The organism is Vibrio sp. SBT000027, from assembly GCF_963894355.1.
GTDB lineage: Bacteria > Pseudomonadota > Gammaproteobacteria > Enterobacterales > Vibrionaceae > Vibrio > Vibrio splendidus.
On record NZ_CAWQGD010000001.1, the window covers coordinates 208,409 to 230,774 of the forward strand.

14 protein-coding genes are annotated in these 22,366 nt (G+C 44.8%); 5 read left to right on the forward strand and 9 right to left on the reverse strand.

The features are described 5' to 3' along the window. Positions 1-811 precede the first annotated feature (811 nt). From AACU28_RS00955 to AACU28_RS00970, 4 genes are all read left to right on the forward strand, one after another. Positions 812-2,029, forward strand: a complete 1,218-nt coding sequence (locus tag AACU28_RS00955; RefSeq protein ID WP_004732566.1) for a ParA family protein — start codon at positions 812-814, stop codon at positions 2,027-2,029. A 5-nt stretch (positions 2,030-2,034) separates the two neighbouring features. Beyond that, positions 2,035-3,009 carry a ParB/RepB/Spo0J family partition protein gene (locus AACU28_RS00960; protein WP_004732564.1) on the forward strand — a complete coding sequence of 325 codons (975 nt, stop codon included), beginning with the start codon at positions 2,035-2,037 and terminating at the stop codon, positions 3,007-3,009. Between the two features lie 93 nt (positions 3,010-3,102). Next, the gene (locus AACU28_RS00965) at positions 3,103-5,202 is read left to right on the forward strand and encodes a GNAT family N-acetyltransferase (RefSeq protein ID WP_121602132.1); all 2,100 of its coding nucleotides are present in this window, start codon (positions 3,103-3,105) and stop codon (positions 5,200-5,202) included. Positions 5,203-5,621: 419 nt separating this feature from the next. Next, positions 5,622-7,292: a DUF342 domain-containing protein gene (locus AACU28_RS00970; RefSeq protein WP_121602133.1), complete on the forward strand. Its 1,671-nt coding sequence runs from the start codon at positions 5,622-5,624 to the stop codon at positions 7,290-7,292. Positions 7,293-7,441: 149 nt separating this feature from the next. Here AACU28_RS00970 and AACU28_RS00975 read toward each other — a convergent pair whose 3' ends face one another. From AACU28_RS00975 to AACU28_RS01000, 6 genes are all read right to left on the reverse strand, one after another. After that, positions 7,442-9,556 (reverse strand): type I secretion system permease/ATPase, encoded by a 2,115-nt coding sequence (locus AACU28_RS00975; protein WP_017084947.1) that lies wholly within the window; start codon positions 9,554-9,556, stop codon positions 7,442-7,444. A gap of 18 nt (positions 9,557-9,574) precedes the next feature. Beyond that, positions 9,575-11,485, reverse strand: a complete 1,911-nt coding sequence (locus AACU28_RS00980; protein WP_102455539.1) for a bifunctional diguanylate cyclase/phosphodiesterase — start codon at positions 11,483-11,485, stop codon at positions 9,575-9,577. Positions 11,486-11,490: 5 nt separating this feature from the next. Then, positions 11,491-12,159, reverse strand: a complete 669-nt coding sequence (locus tag AACU28_RS00985; RefSeq protein ID WP_183091168.1) for a transglutaminase-like cysteine peptidase — start codon at positions 12,157-12,159, stop codon at positions 11,491-11,493. A gap of 59 nt (positions 12,160-12,218) precedes the next feature. Further along, the gene (locus tag AACU28_RS00990) at positions 12,219-13,610 is read right to left on the reverse strand and encodes an HlyD family type I secretion periplasmic adaptor subunit (RefSeq protein WP_004732554.1); all 1,392 of its coding nucleotides are present in this window, start codon (positions 13,608-13,610) and stop codon (positions 12,219-12,221) included. A 112-nt stretch (positions 13,611-13,722) separates the two neighbouring features. Beyond that, positions 13,723-15,018, reverse strand: a complete 1,296-nt coding sequence (locus AACU28_RS00995; RefSeq protein ID WP_121602134.1) for a sigma-54-dependent transcriptional regulator — start codon at positions 15,016-15,018, stop codon at positions 13,723-13,725. 98 nt (positions 15,019-15,116) lie between these two features. After that, entirely contained in the window at positions 15,117-17,039 is a 1,923-nt protein-coding gene (locus tag AACU28_RS01000; protein WP_121602768.1) for a sensor histidine kinase, read from the reverse strand. Positions 17,040-17,205: 166 nt separating this feature from the next. Between AACU28_RS01000 and pdxH the strand changes: the two genes are divergently transcribed. Next, positions 17,206-17,841 carry a pyridoxamine 5'-phosphate oxidase gene (gene pdxH, locus AACU28_RS01005; protein ID WP_121602135.1) on the forward strand — a complete coding sequence of 212 codons (636 nt, stop codon included), beginning with the start codon at positions 17,206-17,208 and terminating at the stop codon, positions 17,839-17,841. 133 nt (positions 17,842-17,974) lie between these two features. On the opposite strand, the gene AACU28_RS01010 is transcribed toward pdxH, so the two are convergent. The 3 genes from AACU28_RS01010 to AACU28_RS01020 form a co-directional block, all read right to left on the reverse strand. After that, the gene (locus tag AACU28_RS01010; protein WP_029405024.1) at positions 17,975-18,697 is read right to left on the reverse strand and encodes a helix-turn-helix transcriptional regulator; all 723 of its coding nucleotides are present in this window, start codon (positions 18,695-18,697) and stop codon (positions 17,975-17,977) included. A 439-nt stretch (positions 18,698-19,136) separates the two neighbouring features. Then, positions 19,137-20,966: an SUMF1/EgtB/PvdO family nonheme iron enzyme gene (locus AACU28_RS01015; RefSeq protein WP_121602136.1), complete on the reverse strand. Its 1,830-nt coding sequence runs from the start codon at positions 20,964-20,966 to the stop codon at positions 19,137-19,139. 185 nt (positions 20,967-21,151) lie between these two features. Next, positions 21,152-22,255 (reverse strand): PEGA domain-containing protein, encoded by a 1,104-nt coding sequence (locus AACU28_RS01020; protein WP_004732542.1) that lies wholly within the window; start codon positions 22,253-22,255, stop codon positions 21,152-21,154. Positions 22,256-22,366: the final 111 nt, after the last annotated feature.

The following is a 22,366-nucleotide window of genomic DNA, read 5'->3' on the forward strand; positions in this document are numbered from 1 at the left end:
GCCCCTTTTACATCGTTCTTCCCCTTTGGCGTTCAAAATTCAATCGGTATTGGTTCCATAATCACTGGTTGGGGGCTTTTAGCTCGACACACCATAAATCAGGAAGCATGATCATGAAATTGTCATGTTTCTGTATTTGTAATCAGTGTCGATTGAATTTCCAAGCAATGAGGCCTTATAGAGCTTGAATCCCCATTACAAAAGCATTTGTCCGTAAGTTAGCTCTATATTTATATGCTTCCGGAACGATATTTACTTGATCATTTTTCCGTGAGTTGATCATTTCTAACATGCACTTACTCCGATCAATATTGGTGAGTTTAGGCCTTGATCATGCTTCATAATTTGGCCTTATCAATTATCCAACTGTCGATGTACTCCATGATCATTCTTCCGGATAGGTTCCAATTCTCTTTTGTTTTATTACACTCGATTTTTACTTCGACTTTGAATTTTTAGTCCATTTGGTCTGTTTGGTTATTTTTTATTGAAAATCTGACAAATTCGAATGCAAATCACACCAACCGTAATCTATGGTTGTATTTCAATCGTTCCGAAGTTTATTTGCTGTAATTACATTTACATTGTAAATAAGTGACGATGTAACATTTTAAATGTAAACCGGAAATAGCACTGTTAGCGGTGATAAAAATAGAAGTTTTTGTGTTCATCTAAGCCTATTTTTCATCAAACTGTAAAAATACAGTCTATTTTATGTGATTTTACTCATAAATGTATGTTCATGTTTTTGTTGTGTTTGTTGTTAATCGCTGTACAATTTGTTCTAGGTTAATCATTACGGAAACTGGCAATGAAAAGAGAACAAACGATTGATAAGCTCTATCAGCTAGCCGAACAAACTCAACAAGTTCAGGCTGACCGAATTGAGATTATTTTGGAAGAGCGAAGTGATGAACATTTCCCTCCAATGTCTAAAGCTATGATGGAGACGCGTTCGGGCTTAACTCGTCGAAAATTGGATGAGGCTATCAACAAGCTTGAAGCGGATGGTCATCAGTTTACAAAGAACAACGCCAATCATTACTCGATTTCATTGACTGAAGCTCACATGCTGATGGACGCAGCTGAAGTGCCGAAGTTCCATCAACGTAAGCAGCATGTAGACAATAAGCCATGGGTTATTAACGTGCAGAACCAAAAGGGTGGTACGGGTAAATCAATGACAGCGGTTCACCTAGCGGCTTGTCTGTCTTTGAACTTAGATAAGCGCTACCGTATCTGCTTAATTGACTTGGATCCACAAGGTTCTTTGCGTCTGTTCTTGAACCCACAAATTAGTGGTGCAGAGCACGACAGTATCTATTCTGCTGTTGATATCATGTTGGACAACGTGCCAGAAGGCCAAGATGTTGACCTTGAATTCTTGCGTAAGAACGTACTTTTACCAACACAGTATCCGAATCTAAAGACGATTTCGGCGTTCCCAGAAGACGCGATGTTTAACGCTGAAGCGTGGCAAAGCCTATCTCAAGATCAGTCACTTGATATTGTTCGTCTTTTAAAAGAGAAGCTTATCGACAAAATTGCTGATGATTTTGATGTGATTATGATTGATACCGGCCCGCACGTAGACCCTCTAGTGTGGAACGCAATGTACGCATCGAACGCTCTTCTGATTCCATGTGCAGCCAAGCGTTTGGATTGGGCTTCAACGGTTAACTTCTTCCAGCACTTACCAACCGTGTATGAGATGTTCCCGGACGACTGGAAAGGGCTCGAATTTGTTCGTCTAATGCCAACCATGTTTGAAGATGACAACAAGAAGCAGGTATCAGTATTAACTGAGATGAACTACCTGTTGAATGACCAAGTAATGATGGCCACTATTCCAAGAAGCCGCGCTTTTGAAACCTGTGCAGATACTTACAGCACGGTTTTCGATCTAACGGTTAGCGACTTTGAGGGTGGTAAGAAAACTCTGGCTGTCGCTCAAGACGCAGTACAAAAAAGTGCTCTAGAATTAGAGCGTGTATTACATAGCAACTGGCCTTCACTTAATCAGGGATAACAAGAATGGCAATTAAAACATCTGACTTAAATGCAAAGCTATTTGGTAAAGCAAACAAACGTCGCGTAGCTACGCCACAAGAAGCTCAAACAGCGGCTAAAGAACAGGCTCAAGTGATCGAGCTTTCGGTTGCAGGCGAAGAATTGGTTTCATTTGAACTAGTTCGAATCCCGGCGGCTGACGTAGCAACTCAAACGGTTGTTTTCGAAGAAAATGCTCGTGAGCAATCTTTCTTAAACGAGCACGCGCTTTCTGATGTTCTTACAACATTGAAAGAACGTGGCCAGCAATACCCAGCGGTTGGTCGTAAAAACAAAGACGGTAAGATTGAAGTTCTCGATGGTAGCCGTCGTCGTATGTCGTGTATTTTGGCTGACAAAGAGTTCCTTATCTATGTTGCTGAAAACATCAACGGCGAACACGCTAAGTTCCTATCTGATGTCGCCAACGCTCATAAACCGCTTTCTCTGTATGAGAAGGGTAAAGAGATGCAAGCGAAGCTAGATAAAGGCGAAGCTGAAGACCAGAAAGCATTAGCGAAAATGTTCCAGTGCAGTGAAGCTTTGGTGAGTGGCGCGTTGAAAGCGGCGGCTTTGCCTCTTGAACTGCTACAAGCTTACCCAAATGTGAGCGATCTTGGTCGCCCAACCATTGTTAAGCTACACAAACAATTTGGTGGCCTGACTGGCGAACAGCAGCAAACATTACTGACTAAGTGTGATGCTTCTGAAGGTTTTGTATGGCAGCGTAGCGAAGCACAAGGTGTTACGCGTTTAACTAAAGACGTTACTGAAACTTTGGAAGGTTGGATTCTTGAATTGGCGCCAGCACCAGCGAAGAAAGCTTCTCCAAAAGTTGAGCTTATTAAGGGCCGCGCATCATACAGCCGCAAGGGTTCAAACTTGGCGTTGAACCTTAAGAAAGTGGATGACGCAACAATGGAAGAAATCCTCGCCTTCGTTCAATCCAAGCTCGACTAAGTCGACGACTTTTCATTACTCCTCTAAAGCCGCTTTATGCGGCTTTTTATTTGGCTGTGATAAACTGTGTTTAGATGAATCTGGACGCTAACTATGACAAACCCAACCAACACTTTTCTGCATACACTTTCTGATGTTGCTCAACATAATGATCACCGTTACGGCGTGGTTTTTAACGGTGATGTCGATTGGCAAAACAAGGTTATTTCAACCTTCCTTCAAGATAAGAACGTTAAATCCATTTTTCAGATTGGCGGTGTCCCATTCGACGATGTGACGCATGCACCGGTCAAGAAGGGGCAGAAACTTCTGGGGCGTGAATGCCAGATTCTTGTTTGTGATTTTAGAGAGCAGTTTGACGCGAATGGTTTCAGTGCAGCACTGGGATCGTTAGTGGGTGGCGGTTTGTTGTTGGTGTTGCCGCCAAACGTCAATGAAGCTGAAGAGGGTAGGAGTTCTGGCTTTGGCCAACGTTGGTTAAAGGGTCATTTCGATAAACTTATTTCTGTTTCGCAAACTAATGAAGCTGGCGATGTTACTCAAGCGAGTAACGCATTCCCCCCAAAACAAAACGCTGAAATCGGATTGGATAGATTTGAACAGCAAAACGTGGCAGTTGAGTTGGTCAAAAAGGTGTTGTCTGGGCATCGCAAACGTCCTTTGATTCTCACCGCAGATAGAGGCCGCGGTAAAAGCTCGACATTGGGGATTGCCGCAGCACAGCTTCTGGGTGAACGTCATGGATTAGATATTATTGTGACTGCGCCTTCAGTGAAAGCAATCGAGCCTGTATTTTCCCATGCAATACAGCGACTCGAAGTCATCGAAGTGGTTAACGCTACACACATTCGCCATCAAGGGGGAAGTTTAAGATTCGTAGCTCCGGATGACTTACTTAAATCTAAGCCTGATTGCGACCTGCTATTGGTTGATGAAGCGGCTGCTATTCCAATCCCTATGCTCAAGTCCATGGTCGGCATTTATCATCGTATGGTTTTTTCAACCACGGTACACGGTTACGAGGGCAGTGGACGAGGGTTTGGGATTAAGTTTGAATCTTGGCTTTCGGTACACCGCCCTGGTTGGAAAGGCTTTAAGCTTGAACAACCGATTCGTTGGAACAACAACGACCCACTAGAAGCTTGGTTGTTTGATTGCTTCCTGCTTGGTAGCGATGCGTCGCTAAGTGACTCGGCGATTCATGAGTTAGATAACTTTTCTGATCAGACAATCAACCAATTAGATTTAGTTGAACTATCAAAAGCAGATTGCTTGGCTAATCCACACAAGTTACAACGATGTTTTTCTCTACTTGTCGATGCTCATTATCAGACGTCACCCAACGATTTAATGCAGTTCCTCAACAATTCAGCAATCCGTTTGTACGCCGCCTGGAAGCAAGATGAATGCTTAGGTTGTATGTTGGTTACTGAAGAGGGTGGTTTAGATAAAGATTTGATCGCTCAGATTCAAATTGGAAAACGCAGGCCTCAAGGGCACCTTGCACCTGTGTTACTGGCAAACCAACTTGGCTGCACAGAAGCGGCGACCAGTCGCTGCCTTCGAGTGATGCGCATTGCAGTTTCAACGCCTCATCAAGGTTTGGGCATTGGTGGTTGGATGTTGGCTAAGTTATCAGAGCAAACCAGCCAAGCGGATTATCTGGCGACAAGCTTCGGTGCGACTAGTGAGTTGATTTCATTCTGGCGTGATAACGATTTTGTACCTGTCCATATTGGCCACCAGCGCGATCAGGCAAGTGGCTGCCACTCGGTATTGATGGTTAAGCCACTTACCTCAAACTCCCAAAGTTGGATTAACCAAGCTCTAATTCACTTCGAGCGTAGCTACTGCTTTCTTGTTTCAGGTTCCTTGGTTTCACTTGAAATCGAAATGGTGCGCGTACTGCTGCCAAAGAGTGTCGATACCGTTAGCGAGTTTGAAACTCAGTTAGTTAGAAATTACGTGAACGGTGGCAACAGTTACGATGCGATTAGCTTCAGCGTACTGAACTTGATTCTACTTGGTAACGGTCGAAACATAGGTATTTCGGACTTACTCATCGCAAAGGTCGTTCAGCAGAAAGAGTGGGGGACTTGTGTTGAACAGTCTAATCTTGTTGGTCGCAAACAAGCAGAGATTCAGTTTCGTAAAGACGTCGATGTTTTGCTAGCAAATTTACAGTGTAAATAGACAAGCCATCATTTAAATAGATTGACCGTTACAAATTAGATTTACAGTGTAAATTAGAATCTTGGATTTACACTGTAAACTGAAGCTCCATATTGAAATCCGTTTTTACCCTGATTACCAGCTTCATCACTTCTGTTCCACCTCTCCACAACAGCCTTTAATCTTCTAAAGCTATTCGCCTTTACTATCTTGCTCTAATATCGAATCGACATTCAATCACGCGAAATATTCTGAAAAATTTCCCTATGTATTTGTAAAGGCGAAGTAGATCATAAAATGTGTAAGTCTTATTTATGAGTCATGTTTGCAGAATCGAAAGTAAGTGATGTGACGCTGATTATTCTAATAATGTGATACTCAGCGCAGAACGAATTATATAGACTGAATAACAACTGAGTCATTAGGGATACTCAATTCGAATGTGGGATAACATTGTTACATTGTCAGAAGACAAGCAACAAGTGATGGCATGTCTGCCGTCGGGGTTTGTGGTTGAAGCAAGCTTTGATAACACGACGTTGCCACCAACCTTGGAAGCTTTGGACGCATCAAACTATTTTCTTTTTGAAGAAGAGGTGTTGCGCTTCGTCACTCTTGCCAAAGAAGGTAAAGGGGAAGCTTACGAAGGAGTCTTGATTGCCGAAGTTCGTAACGCAAGCGTTGCTGTCGAACTGTCTGATGACGAGATGCTCGCGAGTCTGGTGGTGACGGGACCACATCATGGACACGCACTGCGCGGGAGCGACATCATTCACTGTTTAGCCCAAGCCCACATAACAAAGGGAATTAATAAGTTAGCGCTCAGAAAAGTGCTGATGATGAGTAACAAGCTTAAACCCGGTGAAAAGTTTACTCAACCCGTCGCGAAAGGGACGCAGCCAGTAAAGGGCAAAGATGCTAAGTTTGCCGCCTTGGTTGAAGACATTACTCGCCAAGTCTTGAAGCCTCGCAGTAAAGACGAAGGCAAGATTGATATGCGAGACTTGGGGCAAACCATTACTGTTGGTCAAAATGATCACTTAATGAAGCGTACTCCCGCGACCAAAGGCATCGCTGGCTTTACCGTCCAAGGTCGAATTATCCCACCGCTTCCTGGACAAGACAGTTTAATTAAGCCTGGAAAGGGCACCTACATCTCCCCTGACGACCCCAATTTATTACTCGCTTCATTTCCTGGATTACCCATAATCAAAGATAGAACTATTGAAGTAGATGACGCCTTGTGTGTTAGCAACGTAGATGTTTCAACCGGACACGTTAAATTCAAAGGCAATGTTTTTGTCTCTGGGAACATTGAACCGGGAATGATCGTTAAAGCGACAGGAAGTGTCACGGTTGGTGGCTTTATTGAATCGGCAGAAGTCCAAGCTCAGGGTGACATAAAAGTCGCGAAGGGGATTATCGGTCATACGACTAAAGAGGGTGAGCCGAAAAGCTGCAAGGTGTTTAGCAAAGGTTCTATCACAGCAAGCTACGCGCAGAACGCCGAACTCCAAACCTCCACCGACCTTCGACTGGGTGTGCACAGCATGAGTAATGATATTCGTTGTGGTAACAACCTTATCGTGATGGACAGTTTGAAGAAGCACGGTACGCTCAGTGGCGGCGAAGCGAGAGTCGGTGGGAAAGTGGAGTGTGTCTTTTTAGGTGTAGAAGGAGATACCGCAACCAAGGTACACGGATTTGCACGTTACGATAGTTACCGACAAAAGATAACCGAGCTGAAAGAAACTTATAAGCACGCTCAAGAGCAGACCATGGATGTGATTCGCCAAGAGCTCGAATTTAAGAAGCGACCAAAAGCGGAACGCAGCGAAGAGCAAGCGCTAGAAATTGAGCAGCATCGAGAAAAGAACAATCTCGCGATTGAAAATACTAAGTCGCAATTGGATACACTCGAAGCTGAGTTTGAAACCAACCTTGCCGAGTGCACAGTTGAGGCGCATGAAAAGGTGTATACCCGAGTGACGATTCAATTTGGTGATGAGACAGTCACCACCAAGCGAACTCATGGCGGCAGTGTTTTCTCGTTCAACCAATACGAGATTCAATGTTCATTCAAAATGGAACAAGAAGATATCTCGTTGTAATTGAAATACTTTGAAATTGACCGACTCTGAATAGAGCGGTTCGAGCTATTTTCTACTCATTAGAACAAACAAAAAAAGGGGGAGCTGATGCTCCCCCTTTGCTTTCGCTGATATTGATTTAGTTAGATTCTTTAAGTCACATGAGCGCTTTAACTTGCTGCTCTTACCTTGCCTTGCTTCAAGTCTGACAGAACTTGTGCTTTCGGGCCGTCGGCAATAATGCTGCCTCTCTCCATCACAATCACTCTATCTACAATATCCAACATCGATGTTTTGTGGGTGATAAGAATCAATGTCTCGCTTGGCAATAACTGGTTGAGCTGATGTTTGATGTGCATCTCTGAGCGATTATCCATCGCACTAGTCGGTTCATCCATCAAAAGCACGGGTGGACGTCCTAAGAAGGCTCTCGCTATGGCAATCGATTGACGTTGACCACCAGATAGCAAAGCACCACCTTCGCCCACTTGGCGTTCTAAGCCTGCTGGATCTTGCTGAGTAAAAGCGGTCACGCCTGCACGGTTGGCTGCGTCCATCACATCACGGTCATCGACCAACGGGCGACCTAAGGTAATGTTGTCTCTTACTGAGCCGTAGAACAGGTTACTGTCTTGCGGTACACAGCCTATATTGCGTCGTACGTCGACATGATGCAGTTGTTCCATGTCAGTATCATCAATGCGCACATGGCCTTCTGTGGGCTTGTATAGGCCCATAATCAAACGTTCTAGCGTGGTCTTGCCTGAACCAATTCGGCCAATGATCGCCACTTTTTCACCGGGTTTGATATTAAGGGTCAGGTCTCTAATCGAAGCGACTGGCGAGTCTGGGTAGTGGAACGTCACTTTATCTAGCGCAATATGACCTTGAATAATCGGACGGTGGATGTAGCGCTTACCTTCTTCCTGTTCATCAGGCATCGACATTACTTGTTCAATCAAGGTCATCGAAGACTTTGCTTGGTTGTAACGTGTAGAAAGCAAAGACAGTTGAACAAGAGGGCCAATTGCACGGCCGCTCAACATGGTCGCGGCAATCAAGCCACCCATAGTGAGTTCACCTTCTGCGATGAGGTACACACCAAAAATGATCATACCTACATTGGTACTTTGTTGAACAAAGCCTGCGGTGTTTTGGATGCTGTCGGTGATGCGGCGACTTTTGATATTCCAGTTGGCCATGTGCGCAACCGCTTCTTCCCAACGGAATTGGAACTGACTTTGCGCACTGAATAATTTAACGGTCTCTAACCCAGCCAAACTCTCAATCAGGTTCGCGTACTTCTGAGAAGCAAGTCGAGAGCCTTCTTCAATCGTACGGCGTAGTGGCCCTTGGATTAACAGTGCATAGATGATCAAAATGACCACTCCGACGACAGGAACAAACACAAGGTTTCCGGCCATCAGCCAAATTAATGCCAAGAACATCAGCGCGAAGGGTAAGTCGATTAACGAGCCAATGGTTGCTGAGGTAAAGAACTCACGGATTGATTCAAATTCTTGCAGGTTTTTCGCGAAAGCGCCAACAGAGGCGGGCTTTGCTTCCATGCGAATACCCAGAACTTTACTGAACAATTTAGAGGAAATTAAGATATCGGATTTTTTCCCCGCGACATCAATGAAGTAACTGCGCATTAACTTGAGAAGCAGATCGAACAGGAAGACAACGAAAATACCACTCGCCAACACCCACAGGGTTTCAAAGGCGAGGTTGGGGACTACTTTGTCGTACACCAAACGAGTAAACATTGGCGCGGCAATGGCGAAGATATTGATCAGAATGGATGCTATCAACACGTCACGATAGATGTTTTTAGATTCCCAAATAGTGCTCCAAAACCAGTGACCTTTGCGTGTTTTTAGAACCTCTGGTGAACGTTCATCATAACGGAATTGTTTTTTTACCAAGAAGTAGCGGCCGATGAATTGTTCTTTGAGTTCATCGATTGTAATGACGATAGGCACCATCCCGCTTTCTGCGGTGATGATCTCTGCTTCTTGTTTTTCTAAATCGATACTATTTAGAACACATGCTTCGCCCTGTTTGAGAAGTAGAATAGCAGGCAGAATCAGGTGAGGAATACTTTCTAACTCGGAACGGTTTTCTTTCGCCACTAACCCCGCTCGTTCAGCAGAACGAGGGAATAGGAAAGGGGTTAGCTTTCCATCGGATAGTGGTAGCCCATTGATCAACGCTTCGGGCGAGTTAGCTAACCCGTAATACCGACTAACGTAGATCAGTGAGTTTAATAGTGGATCTTGCATGCGATATAACCCTTACAACTATTTATCAACAATGAAGCCTTGGAACACTTCTACGTAGTTATCAGACAGGATATCTAGCTGAGTCTGAGTTTCTATTCGAGACGCAATGGTAGTTATGCCTAGGTTGTGAGCGGTTCTAGAGATCGACGTTAAGGTGAATTTCTGTTTTTCATCATCAAGGTTGTGCGTAAACAAGTAATCCAACTTCACATAGCTTGGGCGGTACTCGTTGATGTAATCCAATGATTGGAAATTACGTCCGTAGTTATCAACCCCGAATACGGAGTCAGCGTTACGAATGGTGTTACACAGCAGCGCCGTGTAGTGCGGAACATTGATGAAACAATTTTCTGGAATCTCAAAATGTAACAGATGAGCAATTGAGGCATTGTGTTCAAGAGTTTTACCAATCCAGCGGATGAAGCTTGGCTGAGAAATACTGCTTGGCGAAATATTGATAGCAACGGGGCTCGTGACTTCTTTCGCATTTAGTTTCTCAATCATCTTCTCGATAACGTATTGGTCGAGAATGTGGCTCATTTCTAACTGTTCTAGTGCGTATAGATATTGGTTTGCACCGTAACGAACTCCCTCTTTTTCAATCGCAGAGAACACTTCTTGGTGATACGTTTTGCCAAAGCTATTGTTTGCAGCTTGCAGACGGAAGGTGACAAGGTCGTTGATGATCGCTTCTTCAACCAACATACGCCATTGTTGTTTGCCCATTACAGCACCATGATCGTCTGCCGTTACGTAGCCGTAAGTCAGTTCACGGTTCGCCTTCGCACTTGAGAGTGCGTTATCGACCAACGACATAATTTCGGTACTGGTTTTTCGCGTGTTGCTGTATGTAACACCTAGCGCGATGTGTGGATTCGCCGTACCTGTTGGGTCTGAACCTAGGTTTTGAATGCAGTTTACGATGCTGCCAGCAACAAGTTTAAGTTCGCTTTCATCAATGTTTGGCATGATGAAACCGAATTCGTCACTAGAAATACGGGCGATGGTGATATCTGGCGATGAGATTGAAGCTTGCAGCTGTTCAGCCAGTTGATGAACCAAGGCATCACCTTCTTGATAGCCTTTTTCGTCGTACTCTTCACTAATAAATTCGGCTTTTAGTACGGCTAAGCCACCTAAACTCGACTCTTCTAACCATTGAGTTAACTGAGACATGTAGTAAGCGCGGTTGCCTAGCTGAGATACAGGGTCGATATACGCTCTTTCACGCAGCTTTTGAGCTTCTTTCGCTTGGTTTTTAAAGGCTAGTTCAACTTGGGTCGACATGTGGTTGATACCGTCGACAACTAAGGTGAGGTCTTTTGTCTTTGGACGAGCCAGTGGTTCTCCAAACTGATTCTTGGCGATCTGATCCATCTTAGTAATGATCAACGAGAGCGGGCGTAAAGCACGCTTAAGGATCCAAGAGATAGACACTAAACCGAGCAAGAAGATCGTGCCAAAGATGCTCAGTAAGCGGATGAATGCTTGCCAAAGTTGATCGTAGGCAGGACCTGGATGACTTACGATCTCGACTTCTGCCAGTTGCATCCAGCCACTGGTAATTACGCGGCGGTCATGAACAGGCTCAAATAGATTTAGGTTGGTAAACCACTCTGGTACGCCGGTTGGCTTTACAGGGTATGAACGGAGAATGTCATCTCCGGTGTCTAGGAAAATCAATCGCACGACGGAATAAGAACTGCCATCAAATAGGGCGTTGATAACAGACTCCACTGCCACCTTGTCCTTTTCTTCTAGGTAAGGGGCGAGAGCCAGTCCAACAGTATTAATGGTATTACTTACCTCAGAGCGTTGCTGCTCCTCTAAGTATCCACGGGTGGTATTGAATTCGATCATAAAAACTGACGTCATCAGCAGTATGAATACCGCAACCATCCCGACCACAAGCTGTTTATATAAAGTCATTGTACCTACTCATCGTAATTGATAATGGGTTTGTTTAAATTGAGAGAGCGCTCACGAGAACGTAGGTCGTTCCATAAGCTCAATCTTGAAGATTTCCCTGCCAGCTTACCGCTGCCTGCTGCCGACTTAATTAACCAAAGGTTTTTACCATTGAAGCTGTATATCGGTCGCAGGTCTCCGCGTTTAGAACCGCGTTTTATTTCAGGGTTTAAGTTATCCAAAATTAGTGGTTCTGCACTGGGTGTTGAGTAGTACGCCAACACCATATGGAATTGGTTTAACTCAAGTGCTTTTACGTACACCAATCGTAATTTTTTATCTGGGACGCCGAGTTCAAGTAAAGAGAAATATTTTGCAATAGTGAAGTCTTCGCAATCACCGGCGTTGCTGCCTAAAAACTCCAGTGGTGTCGCCCAGTAGTCATTCTTTCCCCATAGTATGTTGTCATCGACAAAGTACATTTGGTTGAAGAACCGGTTTACCGAATCAAGCTTTTCCGTTTCACTTAGCCCTTCGTACGACGTCATATTGGAGCGCCATGTTGTCACTCGTTTTCCGGCTCTTTCCCCGTAGGTTGCAGTAACCGCGTCTATCCACCTTTGGTCGCTCTTGTTGAGCGCGACTGAGGTAAAAGAGGTGAGGACCAGCAACAATAACGAAATCCGAGATTTCATAGCCTCTGCTCTTGTCTGTTCACTGTGTATTGAAAGGCGTTATCAAGCATCAAACGTCCTTACTCTTTTAATGCGTTGTTTTGAGCGCTTAATAGTGGCTTCAACATGTACTCAAGTACGGTTCTCTTGCCCGTGATGATATCGACAGAGGCTGTCATACCAGGAATGATCGGCAACTCTTCGTTGTGTCCAAAACTGTATTTATCGGTACGTACACGCACGATGTAGAAGCTATTGCCTTCTTCATCTTGAGTGGTATCGGCGCTGATGTGTTCTAACACACCTTCCAAACCGCCATATTTTGTGAAGTCATAGGCACTAAATTTAACAATGGCGGTCAGTTCTGGGCGTAGGAATGCGATATCTTGCGGAGCGATTTTAGCTTCAACCAATAGCGAGTCTTCAGTCGGTACAATCTCAACAATGTCCATACCCGGCTGAATAACACCACCCACGGTATTAATACCGAGTGTTTTGACTGTGCCCGTTACGGGAGAGACCACGATGGTACGGTTTACTCTGTCTTCAAGGCCAACCGAAGATTCGGTCATTGCAGAGAGCTTGTCTTGTGCTTGGTTCAGTTTTTCTTGTTGTTCCGAGCGGAAGCTCAATGCAGCATCAATACGGCTTAACATAGATTCTTTGATTGCGGAACGAAGGAGAGGGATTTTGAGTTCGCTCGAGGTCATTTCTCGGCGAGTGTCATTCACTTGTCTTTGAAGCTTGAGGAGTTCAATTCTTGGTACAACGCCTTCATCGGCAAGCGGCTTTGTTATGTCTAACTCTTGGCGGGCGAATTTGTAACTTTGTCTTAAGTTATTGACGCGCGATTTTATTTCAACAAGGTCTTGTTGCTTCTGTTCAACTTGTTGATCAAAAACGGAAAGTTGGTTTCTTAAATTGTTTAGGTCTTGACGATATTCGGCTTTTTGGCGATTAACCAGTTTAGGTTGAAGTTCGTATAGCTTTGGTGGAAAGGCGAGTTTGCCGTAGTCGAGTAACACACTTTGTTTCCAGTTTTCGACGGAGAACTCTTCGTTGATGACCACGCTGTTAAAGGAAGCTGAAAGCATCAACACGCTGGCAGTTAAGTTTGCCACTTGTTGTTCGCGCTCTCGGAAGTCAGAACGGAATCGAGTGTCATCGATCAACAGCAGCTGTTGACCTTTTTGAACGCGTTGACCTTCCCTTACTAATATCTCTTTTACGAGGCCGCCTTCAAGGTTTTGCACTACTTGGATTTGGGAAGAGGGGATGACTTTGCCTTGGCCAACGGTGACTTTATCGATCTCAGCCCAAGCGGACCACCCAATAGCAGCAATAAAAAACAGAACGATCACCCATAACATAATACGCGCACTGGTGGGCGTATTGAGTAGTAGTGCCGCTGTTTTATCATCGACGTACTCAAGTTCGGTTTCGTTCAATTTGCTGTAATTCTTCTGGCTCATGACAGTCCTTGTTTGCTAAATAAAAGTGCAAGCCTATTGAGTGTATTCTTACTTTTGATAAATGTTAAGATTTTGCTCCTTTAAATCTTTGAATTTATATATTTTTTAAGACTTATCGGTTCTTGAAATCTGTTTTGTCCAATTGGTGCTTTCTCAGCTTGTCATACAGTGTCTTTCGCGACACTTTCAGCTCTTGTTGCACTTCTTTTAAACGCCCTTGATGGCGATGTAATGCCTCAATTAAGATAATTTGTTCAAAGCTATCAGTGCGTTGGTTCAACGACCGTTGCTGCTCCTCAATGCTCACGTCACGCACATCCGCGTCACTTTGCTCACCAGTATCACCGTCGAGCGACGGCTGCTTAATTTGAGTCAGCACTCTGAGTTCGGCATGTTGGCGAAGCTGACGAATGTTTTCCGTCCAATGAGTCGCAATGAGTCGTTGAATCTCTTTTTCTGTAATGACGGGTGGCGGCAGTTGATATCGACTTGCCGCACCACGAGCAAAATGCTTAAACAAGGAGCCAATATCTTCAGTTCGTTGCGCCAAGGTTAGCAAATCAAATCGGCGGAACTCACCTACAATTGTAGTTGGAACTATTGTGGTTGCGATAATGATACAAGTTGCATTGGTCTTGCATGAGTTTTCACGAAGTAGAGTGGGTTTTAGAGCCGCCAACCAGCGCCATTGTTGTGAAGTTAATGCTTCTGTTTCATGGATATAAAGTGTTCCGCCCTGATATTTTCTGAATAATTGCACGACAAACTGATCAAACGTAGCTTGGTCATTGCGTGGTAAATTGAACGCAGCGACAGGGCAAAGTTCTGCTGATTGATGGCTGTGTAGATCGTGCGTGTACTGCGCCGTGACCCTTTTACCTGTCCCGAGATCGCCGACAAACAGTAGAAGAGGGTGAGTTTGGGTATCTAAAGTGATCAGTTCTCGGCGTAATGCCTGCATGGATGGCGATTGACCAATCAGTTTTGGTCCCACCTGATTCTGCATCGCCAACTCTTTACGCAATAAGTTGTTCTCTTCAACCAGTGCGAGTTTATCTGCGGCTTTTTTTACCGCGGTGAGTAGGCCATCGACCACAAATGGCTTTTCCAGAAAATCGTAAGCGCCAGCTTTCATTGCCGACACCGCGGTTTGCACGTCACCATGCCCAGTAAGGACGATGATCTGAAAATGAGGATTTTGGCTCAGCAACTTTTGTGTCAATTGAATGCCATCCATCACTGGCATGTGAATATCGGTGATGACAATTCCAGCTTGCGCGGTATCTATTTTCTTTAATGCCTCAATAGCATTAGGAAAGCAGACGATATCGATGCCTTCAATGAGCATGGCTTGTTCTACGGAGTCTCGGATTGCGGGTTCATCGTCGACAAAATAGAGTTTAGGCATAGAGTGCAAAAGTCGAGTCCTTAACAGTATGTGATTTGCTGTATGTCAGGTGAGCAGTATGTAACGTTCGTTTTCTAATCAACAATAACAACGGCCCGTCAGCCCTTATCGTTATATAACGGGATGTTTAGCGAGAATACCATGCCTGAAGGCTCTAATCGGTTCGCGCTGATCGTGCCGTGATACGCCTCAATAATCCGTTTCGATATTGAGAGCCCAAGCCCTAAGCCTTCCGGTTTAGTGGTAAAAAACGGGTCGAACAATTTTTCTAATTTGTCGTCCTGCATGCCAATTCCGTTATCCCAAATGATCACCTGACAAGAGTCATGATGCAGTTGCCATTCAATGCCTACCTGTGGGCTAGCCTGTTGGTCTACGTTTTCCAGGTTTTGTTGCTCCTGCAAGACTTTCTGTTCAAGAACTTGCTGTTGAAGCGCTTGAGTCGCATTGTGAATCAGGTTAACCAGTACTTGTTCGAGCTCGGTTGGGTGAATCGCAATGTTAATGTCGTCTGGCACTGTGCTTAACCTTAGCGTGATGCCTTGTTTGATCATTAGCGCACTAAGAATACTGGTCGCGTTGTTGATCGATTGATGCAGGTTTGCGACGTGATGTTCTTGCTTGGTGACCTTGCGAGTGAAGACTTTAAGACGCGCGATGATCTCGGTAATTGAGGTATTCAAAGCAATCATTTTATCGAGATTGCTTTTGACCAAGTCAGTCCGTTCCATTTCAAGCAGCTTTAAGCTGTTCTCACTGTATGTTCGCAGCGCTGCAAGTGGTTGGTTGATTTCGTGGTTAATGCTGGCTGACAGCTCACCGAGTACCGCTAATTTTGCGGTTTGTGTCAGCTCTTGTTCTGTCTGTTTCAACTTCGACTGCGACTCTTGGTATTGAAAAAGGGTTTGTTGCAGCTGTTGATTGGATTGCTTCAAGTAGTGAGTGCGTTTATCAACGGTTTGCTCAAGGTTTTGGTTGAGTCGGGTCAACGCCACTTTCGCGAGATAAGTCTGGCGCCACGACCAAGCGATGAGCACCACCAAGCTGTAAATCACCACGAAGATGACATCGATCTGCAAAACTTTAATAAGCTCAGCTCTGGTCTCTTTTAGGGCGACGACTTGGTACTGGTTGTTGCTGACCGTTGCAGGGTAAAGATTAAAAGCACCAAGTTTGAATAGCAGGTTAGCGGTGAGCTCTTTTCGGATTTCATTGGATTGAAGGTTCTTAGATTGATTGGCGTTGCTAGCTTCTGACTGAGAGCTTGAAGCACGGAAGGCTTCGATGATCGAAATTTCGCTTTGACCGTATTGGCGTTGAAGTGCGATATCCGTTTGTTGTTGCTGAGTTAATGGTAACAATGAATGGTAAAGCCATAGAGCTTGGCTCGATAGAAAGACTACTTGGTTAGAGTCGAGTACCACGATTTCATAGTCGTCGCTGGTTAGGATGTTTTCGAGGTTCTCTAAACTCACCTTTACGGTGATAACACCAACAATGTCATTCTCAACATACAGTGGTGAAGATAAAAAATAACCGCGTACATTCGAGCGAGCGCCTAGCGCGACATATTGTGTATTGTTGCCTTGAATGGCAGACGCAAAGTAGGGACGAAACGAGAAGTTCTCACCCACAAAAGTACGAGGCTTTTGGTAATTACTGGAAGCGACTACAGTGCCGCTCGGGTCATGAATATAGATGGTGTCAGCTTGGCTTTGGTTTGACCATTCAAACAGTAATTGATTGAGCTGAGTGACGGAAATCTTGTCTGTTTGTGGTGATGAGTCAAAATAAGAGAGCAGACGCGGGTCATGGCTGAGTAAATCCGGGATCTGTTTGAACTTATCCAGTTCAGAATCGATTTGTAGATTGGCTTTATTAGCCGCTTCATTGAGTTGCTGAGTGACGATTTTTTCTTGGAATTGTACTGCCATAAAGTGGGTTGCAGTCAGCCCTGAAGCTCCCAGTAACAATGAGAATAAAACAAAGGGCGTCATTAGGTTAGGCAGTATCTTGGTCACTTGGATCTCAGCGTGTAATCGGTTTGTATAAAGATTATCAATATGATTGATTGAGTACCGAGATCTTGTTAACACCGAACACCTTCTGTGAGACAAAACCATGGCTTAGACTTGTGTTTCAAAGGATTACAGCGCAAAATCACAAAAAATTGAAAGGAGCAACGAAATGGAACTGACAGATATTCGTCGTGAATACGCTAAGGGTGGACTGAGACGTAAAGACTTAGCCGCAGACCCTATTGAGCAATTCAATCTATGGTTAGAGCAAGCCATCGAAGCTAAGATGACTGACCCTACTGCCATGACAGTTGCCACGGTTGATGAAAATGGTCAGCCATTCCAACGAATTGTTTTGCTAAAGAATGTTGATAAAGACGGTTTCGTTTTTTACACCAACTTAGGTAGCCGTAAAGCGCACCAACTTGAGCACAACAGTAAGATAAGCCTGCATTTCCCTTGGCATCCTCTAGAGCGACAAGTTCACATTACTGGCACCGCTGAAAAGCTGACAGCAATGGAAAACATGAAGTACTTCTCGTCACGCCCAAAAGAGAGCCAATTGGCTGCGATTGCAAGTAAGCAGAGTAGCCGTATCTCTGCTCGTGGCATTTTAGAAGGTAAGTATCTAGAGCTTAAACAGAAGTTTGCTAAAGGAGAGATTCCGGTGCCCTCTTTCTGGGGTGGCTTCCGAGTTCGCGTGGATAGCATTGAGTTTTGGCAGGGTGGTGAACACCGTTTGCATGACCGTTTCTTGTTCTCACGCCAAGACAACTGCTGGGATATTGATCGCCTAGCGCCTTAGGCTTATGGATCTTAAGTGGTTTACACCGAATAGAACATACAAAAATACCGCTGACTTGGTGATTAGAAACATCAAGCAGCGGTATTTTTTTATCTGTACATTCCCAGATTCATCGACGAGTTGGTCATTCAACTCATTTATCACTGTGCAGCACAACGGAGATCTGTTTATTGAGCAGAGTTTCTGGGATCACGGAGCCTAAGCCCGAGTCCAGTGCATACTCAATTAATTGGCTTTTGCTGCGCGCATCGAACTTCTGTTTCAATCTCGCGACATGACCTTCGACCGTTTTGATTGAAATGTCTAACGTAGACGCAATGTATTGAGGCTTCTTGCCGAAAAGCAGTAAGAACAACACCTCTGATTCTCGCGAAGTCAGCCGCTTTTGCAGCTTAGACACGCGCGGCTCTGATCCCGCAAGTGATGCTTGATTATCTTTCGCTCCTGTTGCCTGACAAACCCAGTGGCCGACCTCTAAGATCGCAGTATCAGTGAGCTCTTGCCCATAGAAGATAGTGCCTTGGACATTGTCGTTATCATCAAGCCAAGGGGTTTTGGTAAAGATATGGGCGTGCCAGCGTCCGTCTGGATAGGGGTGAATATCGAGGATTTTAAGGGTGCTGCGTGTATCCATCACATGTTTGTCTTGAGCCCTGAAATCTTGCGCGCACTCAATGGTTTGACTGGGCATGTCGAAGTCGGTCAAACCAGTACAAGTCTCATCGGGTTTTAAGCCAATCAGTTTGTTGTAGGCAAGGTTTGCGTACACGAAGACCGAATCAGTATCTTTGCAGCCCCAGCAACCTGGAAGTTGTTCAAATAAAGAACGATGTATGGAGTTGAATGGATCTGGCAAGGTTTCATCTCGTAATCAGAGGTATGGCAATAATATCAGTTTCTTATAGCGCTGCAATGGCAATTAGAGTTTGTACTCTGCTCGAAAAATAGGGGGGTGAATGACAGTTAAACAGATTGTTGACTAACTGCTTCAATCACGGGGAATAGGTGGGCAGAAAGGGTGATAAACAGGCAAAAAAAAGCCAGCCTGAAGAGGGGCTGGCTAAAGACAAGATATGCCTTGTCGACATGTAGAAGATTTTCAGCTTAATTTACGAGGGTCAGGTAAATTAAACTGAGGCATCAATTTGATACCCAGAGTGACTTACTACTCTATCGACGAATCTACTCCTAGGAATGCTTATGCATAAGGGGGGAATTCCCCTATAAATGCTGCTCAATGTGATAATTGAGAACCTAGAGTAAATATTTGAGATGCTGAGTCAGTGATTGAAAGCCTACAGCTCTCGTACGACTCGGAATCCTAGATAGTTCGCTGCCGTTGAAGGCGGTACGTACAGTTCGTTAAACACTTTTGCTTCTTCTGGAGAGAAGCTCCACGCGCCACCTTTCGCTAAACCTTTCTGAATGGTTGTCCATTCCCATACGTTACCCACCATGTCGTAGAAGCCTGTTGGTGTTGGCAGGAATGATTTAACTGGAGATGTGCTAACGTTTGACCAAGGCGTACCAGCCCAGCCAGTGTTGGCCTTACCTGAGCGGAACTCGTTACCCCACCAGAAGTTGGTGTCTTGACCTGCTCTTGCTGCAGCTTCCCATTCTTGTGGTGTAGGTAAACGGTAAGTGAAGCCGGTATTCTGAGATAACCAACGAGTATACGCTTTTGCATCATTTTGGCTGACACATACAACGGGTGAGTTATCTGCTTGTTTAAAGCCAGGGCTTTGCCAGTCATTGTCCGAAACGGTTGTGATCTCTGCATTCACGAATGTATCGCAGGTGTTCATTAGCTCTGCGTCTGTTTGGTAGCCAGTGCTGTCAACAAATGTTCTAAAGTCTTGAACACGGGTTGGTGTTGCGGCTAATGCAAACGGCTGTTTGATCGTCACTTGTTGTGCGTTGTTTTCACCGAGTAGGTAGCGACCTGAGCCGACAACAATCATTTCAGGGCTCTGAATGTTGTTTCCCATCGGGTCTGCAAACTTGGTACCGACATTCAATGAGTTCTGCTTGGCCTGTAATACGGCTCGTAGGTTGTGATCGCGGGCTATCTTCAGCTCTTGGTGGAAAGAAAGGTAACCTTCTTTCTCAATCGTGACCATGTGCTGGCCTGTTGGTAACATCACTTCAACGGGTGTGCTGCCATAGTTCACGCCGTTGATAGAAACCTTGTCGTTGTATTGATTTGAACGAACCACCAAGTTAACCCAAGCGACTTCTTTTTGCTGGTCGTTGGCTTGTTGCTCGCTTTGAGTGAAACAGTTTGATGACTGAATACCAAGTAGACGACAAGGTGTGTTCTTATCTGGACGAGTTTCTAGGTTCGCCGCAATCACCGCTCGGTAACGGTTATCTTCAGAGAAGCCCGAGGATTTCACTTTGTGTTGCAGAACGTGAATATTCAATGAAGCAGACGCAAGGTGCTCTTTCACTGTTTTCGATTCGGTCGCGTTGTCCACCAGGCTGTGCTGGAATTGTTTTACCGCTTTTTGAAGTGCCAAGGTCACCGTTTGGTCTGAACATTGCGCCAGTGTCATATCGCTGCTGCAACGGTTCGTAAAGCTAACGGTTTGCTCTTCCGTCTGAGTGATCTCGTTTCTGAGTCGCTCAGCTCTTGCTCTTAGCTTATTTTGGTTCAGATTAGCGATTGAAGCTTCTGCCGCTGCTTTCTCGGCTTGGATAGCCTCAAGCTCCATCACCAAGCCTTGTTGCTTCAGCTCTGAGTCTGAAATCGCAAGCTTGCCCTCTTTTACGGTTTTCCAAGCGTCTTGGAAGCGGTTTTGAGCAGGCGAGATATCGAAATCGGGATCATCAATCATGCGCGAGTAATCTTGCTCTAGGCTGGCTTTTGCCTTTGCGAGTGTTTGCTCTGCTTGAGCCGATAACTCAGCTAGACGTGCCGTTTTCTGCGCCTGATTGTCGACTTCGTTTTGTTTGTCAGCCAATTTCTTCTCAACAGCCGTTAAGTCGGCATGCTTTTCGAAAAGTGAGCTTTCAATGTCGGTGACAGAAGACGCGATCGCTGGTGGTGTTGCCTCAGCAAAAACAGCTGGCGTCATTAAGCAGGGAGCAAGTGCAAATAATAGAGTAGGAAGACCTTGGCGCATGATGGGCTACTTCAATCGTAATTTAGGTTAATCGAATATTCTAAACGAAAACGCCATTTCGTCTGCAGCTACTGTTTATAACGATCATACAGTTTATAACTATCAACAAAATGGCGAGTATTCATTCAGCTTTGTGAAATAGGCACGGCTATATTAATTAGAGCGCTGAGCTATTCATACTGGACTTAGCTTTCCTTGCTAGGAAGAAGCTTAACCCAAATAGTGTCGCTACCGTTGATGGTAACTGTGCGGTTGTAAGACTCGTAACCTTGTTTTGAAATGGTTACTTGGTGACGACCACTTGGTAGCGCAACCTCAAGAGGGGTGCTGCCATACTTAATGCCGTTGATGGTCACTGAGTCATTGTACTGATCAGAACGTACCGTCACGTTAGCCCATTGTTTGTCACTCTTCTTAACGACTGCCGCGTCACTGCCCGTTAAACAGTAGCGCGTTGAAACGTTCAATAAGTTACATGCTGCAACCGCTTCAGGTTTTGCTTGAAGCTGAGCCTGCATCTGCATGAAGTAAGAGTTGTTACCAGAAAAGCCACTCTTGATCGCTTGGCTGTCTTGAACATGGATGTTCAGTTGAACACCTTGCAAGTTCTGTTTTGCTAATGAACTTTCCGTGAGCTGCTCAAGTAATTGGCTCTTGAACGTTTTCACCGCTTTTTGATTGGTCAGGTGTTTACCTTGAGCAGTACATTCACCCAATGTCATCGTTGATGAACATGTGGTGGTGTAGCTGGTTTCAAGAACGGCACTTTCACGAAGTTCTGATGCAATACGTTTAACGCGAGCTTCTACTTTCGACTCTCTCAAGTTAGCCAGCTCATTATTTAGGCGAGCTTGCTTTTGCTTGATTTGAGAAAGGTGAATTTCGCTCTCGTTCATCGCTTGTTCGTTATCTAGCTGAGACGATTGATTCTCTTTAACCGCAGCCCAAGCGTCTTGGTAACTTTTCTGGAAAGAGACCAAATCCGTTTCTGGATCTTCAAGCAAGCGACTGTACTGTTTGTCGAGTACAGACTTGGCTCTGTTACGTTTTGCCTTAAGTTCTTCACCTTCGCGTAACAACTTGCTGTTCTTATTTTGAAGTTGTTTTAGGTTTTCAGTCGCCGATACTTTGGTTGCTGAAATACGCTCAATATCTGAGTTTTTCTCTGTTAGCTTTGCATCGATAGCTGAAACGGGATCGACTTGATTCAGTTCTTCAGCGGATACCGATGCAGATACCCAAAGTGGGGATAGCGCGAGTAAAAGCGCTGAAATTCGAAAGTTAGTCATAGGTCCCTGCAACTTGTAGATTGAAAATTGGCTCGTTAATAAAGTGTCTACTTCCTAGTTGTGAGTCACTAGTTATTAGCAATTAACACAGTACCCGTCTTTATACCGTTT

Excerpts from the sequence above, each read along its gene's own strand:
- AACU28_RS00955 (WP_004732566.1), top strand. The coding sequence starts at position 812 with ATGAAAAGAGAACAAACGATTGATAAGCTCTATCAGCTAGCCGAACAA.
- AACU28_RS00960 (WP_004732564.1), top strand. The coding sequence starts at position 2,035 with ATGGCAATTAAAACATCTGACTTAAATGCAAAGCTATTTGGTAAAGCA.
- AACU28_RS00965 (WP_121602132.1), top strand. The coding sequence starts at position 3,103 with ATGACAAACCCAACCAACACTTTTCTGCATACACTTTCTGATGTTGCT.
- AACU28_RS00970 (WP_121602133.1), top strand. The coding sequence starts at position 5,622 with ATGTGGGATAACATTGTTACATTGTCAGAAGACAAGCAACAAGTGATG.
- AACU28_RS00975 (WP_017084947.1), bottom strand. The coding sequence starts at position 9,556 with ATGCAAGATCCACTATTAAACTCACTGATCTACGTTAGTCGGTATTAC.
- AACU28_RS00980 (WP_102455539.1), bottom strand. The coding sequence starts at position 11,485 with ATGACTTTATATAAACAGCTTGTGGTCGGGATGGTTGCGGTATTCATA.
- AACU28_RS00985 (WP_183091168.1), bottom strand. The coding sequence starts at position 12,159 with ATGAAATCTCGGATTTCGTTATTGTTGCTGGTCCTCACCTCTTTTACC.
- AACU28_RS00990 (WP_004732554.1), bottom strand. The coding sequence starts at position 13,610 with ATGAGCCAGAAGAATTACAGCAAATTGAACGAAACCGAACTTGAGTAC.
- AACU28_RS00995 (WP_121602134.1), bottom strand. The coding sequence starts at position 15,018 with ATGCCTAAACTCTATTTTGTCGACGATGAACCCGCAATCCGAGACTCC.
- pdxH (WP_121602135.1), top strand. The coding sequence starts at position 17,206 with ATGGAACTGACAGATATTCGTCGTGAATACGCTAAGGGTGGACTGAGA.
- AACU28_RS01015 (WP_121602136.1), bottom strand. The coding sequence starts at position 20,966 with ATGCGCCAAGGTCTTCCTACTCTATTATTTGCACTTGCTCCCTGCTTA.
- AACU28_RS01020 (WP_004732542.1), bottom strand. The coding sequence starts at position 22,255 with ATGACTAACTTTCGAATTTCAGCGCTTTTACTCGCGCTATCCCCACTT.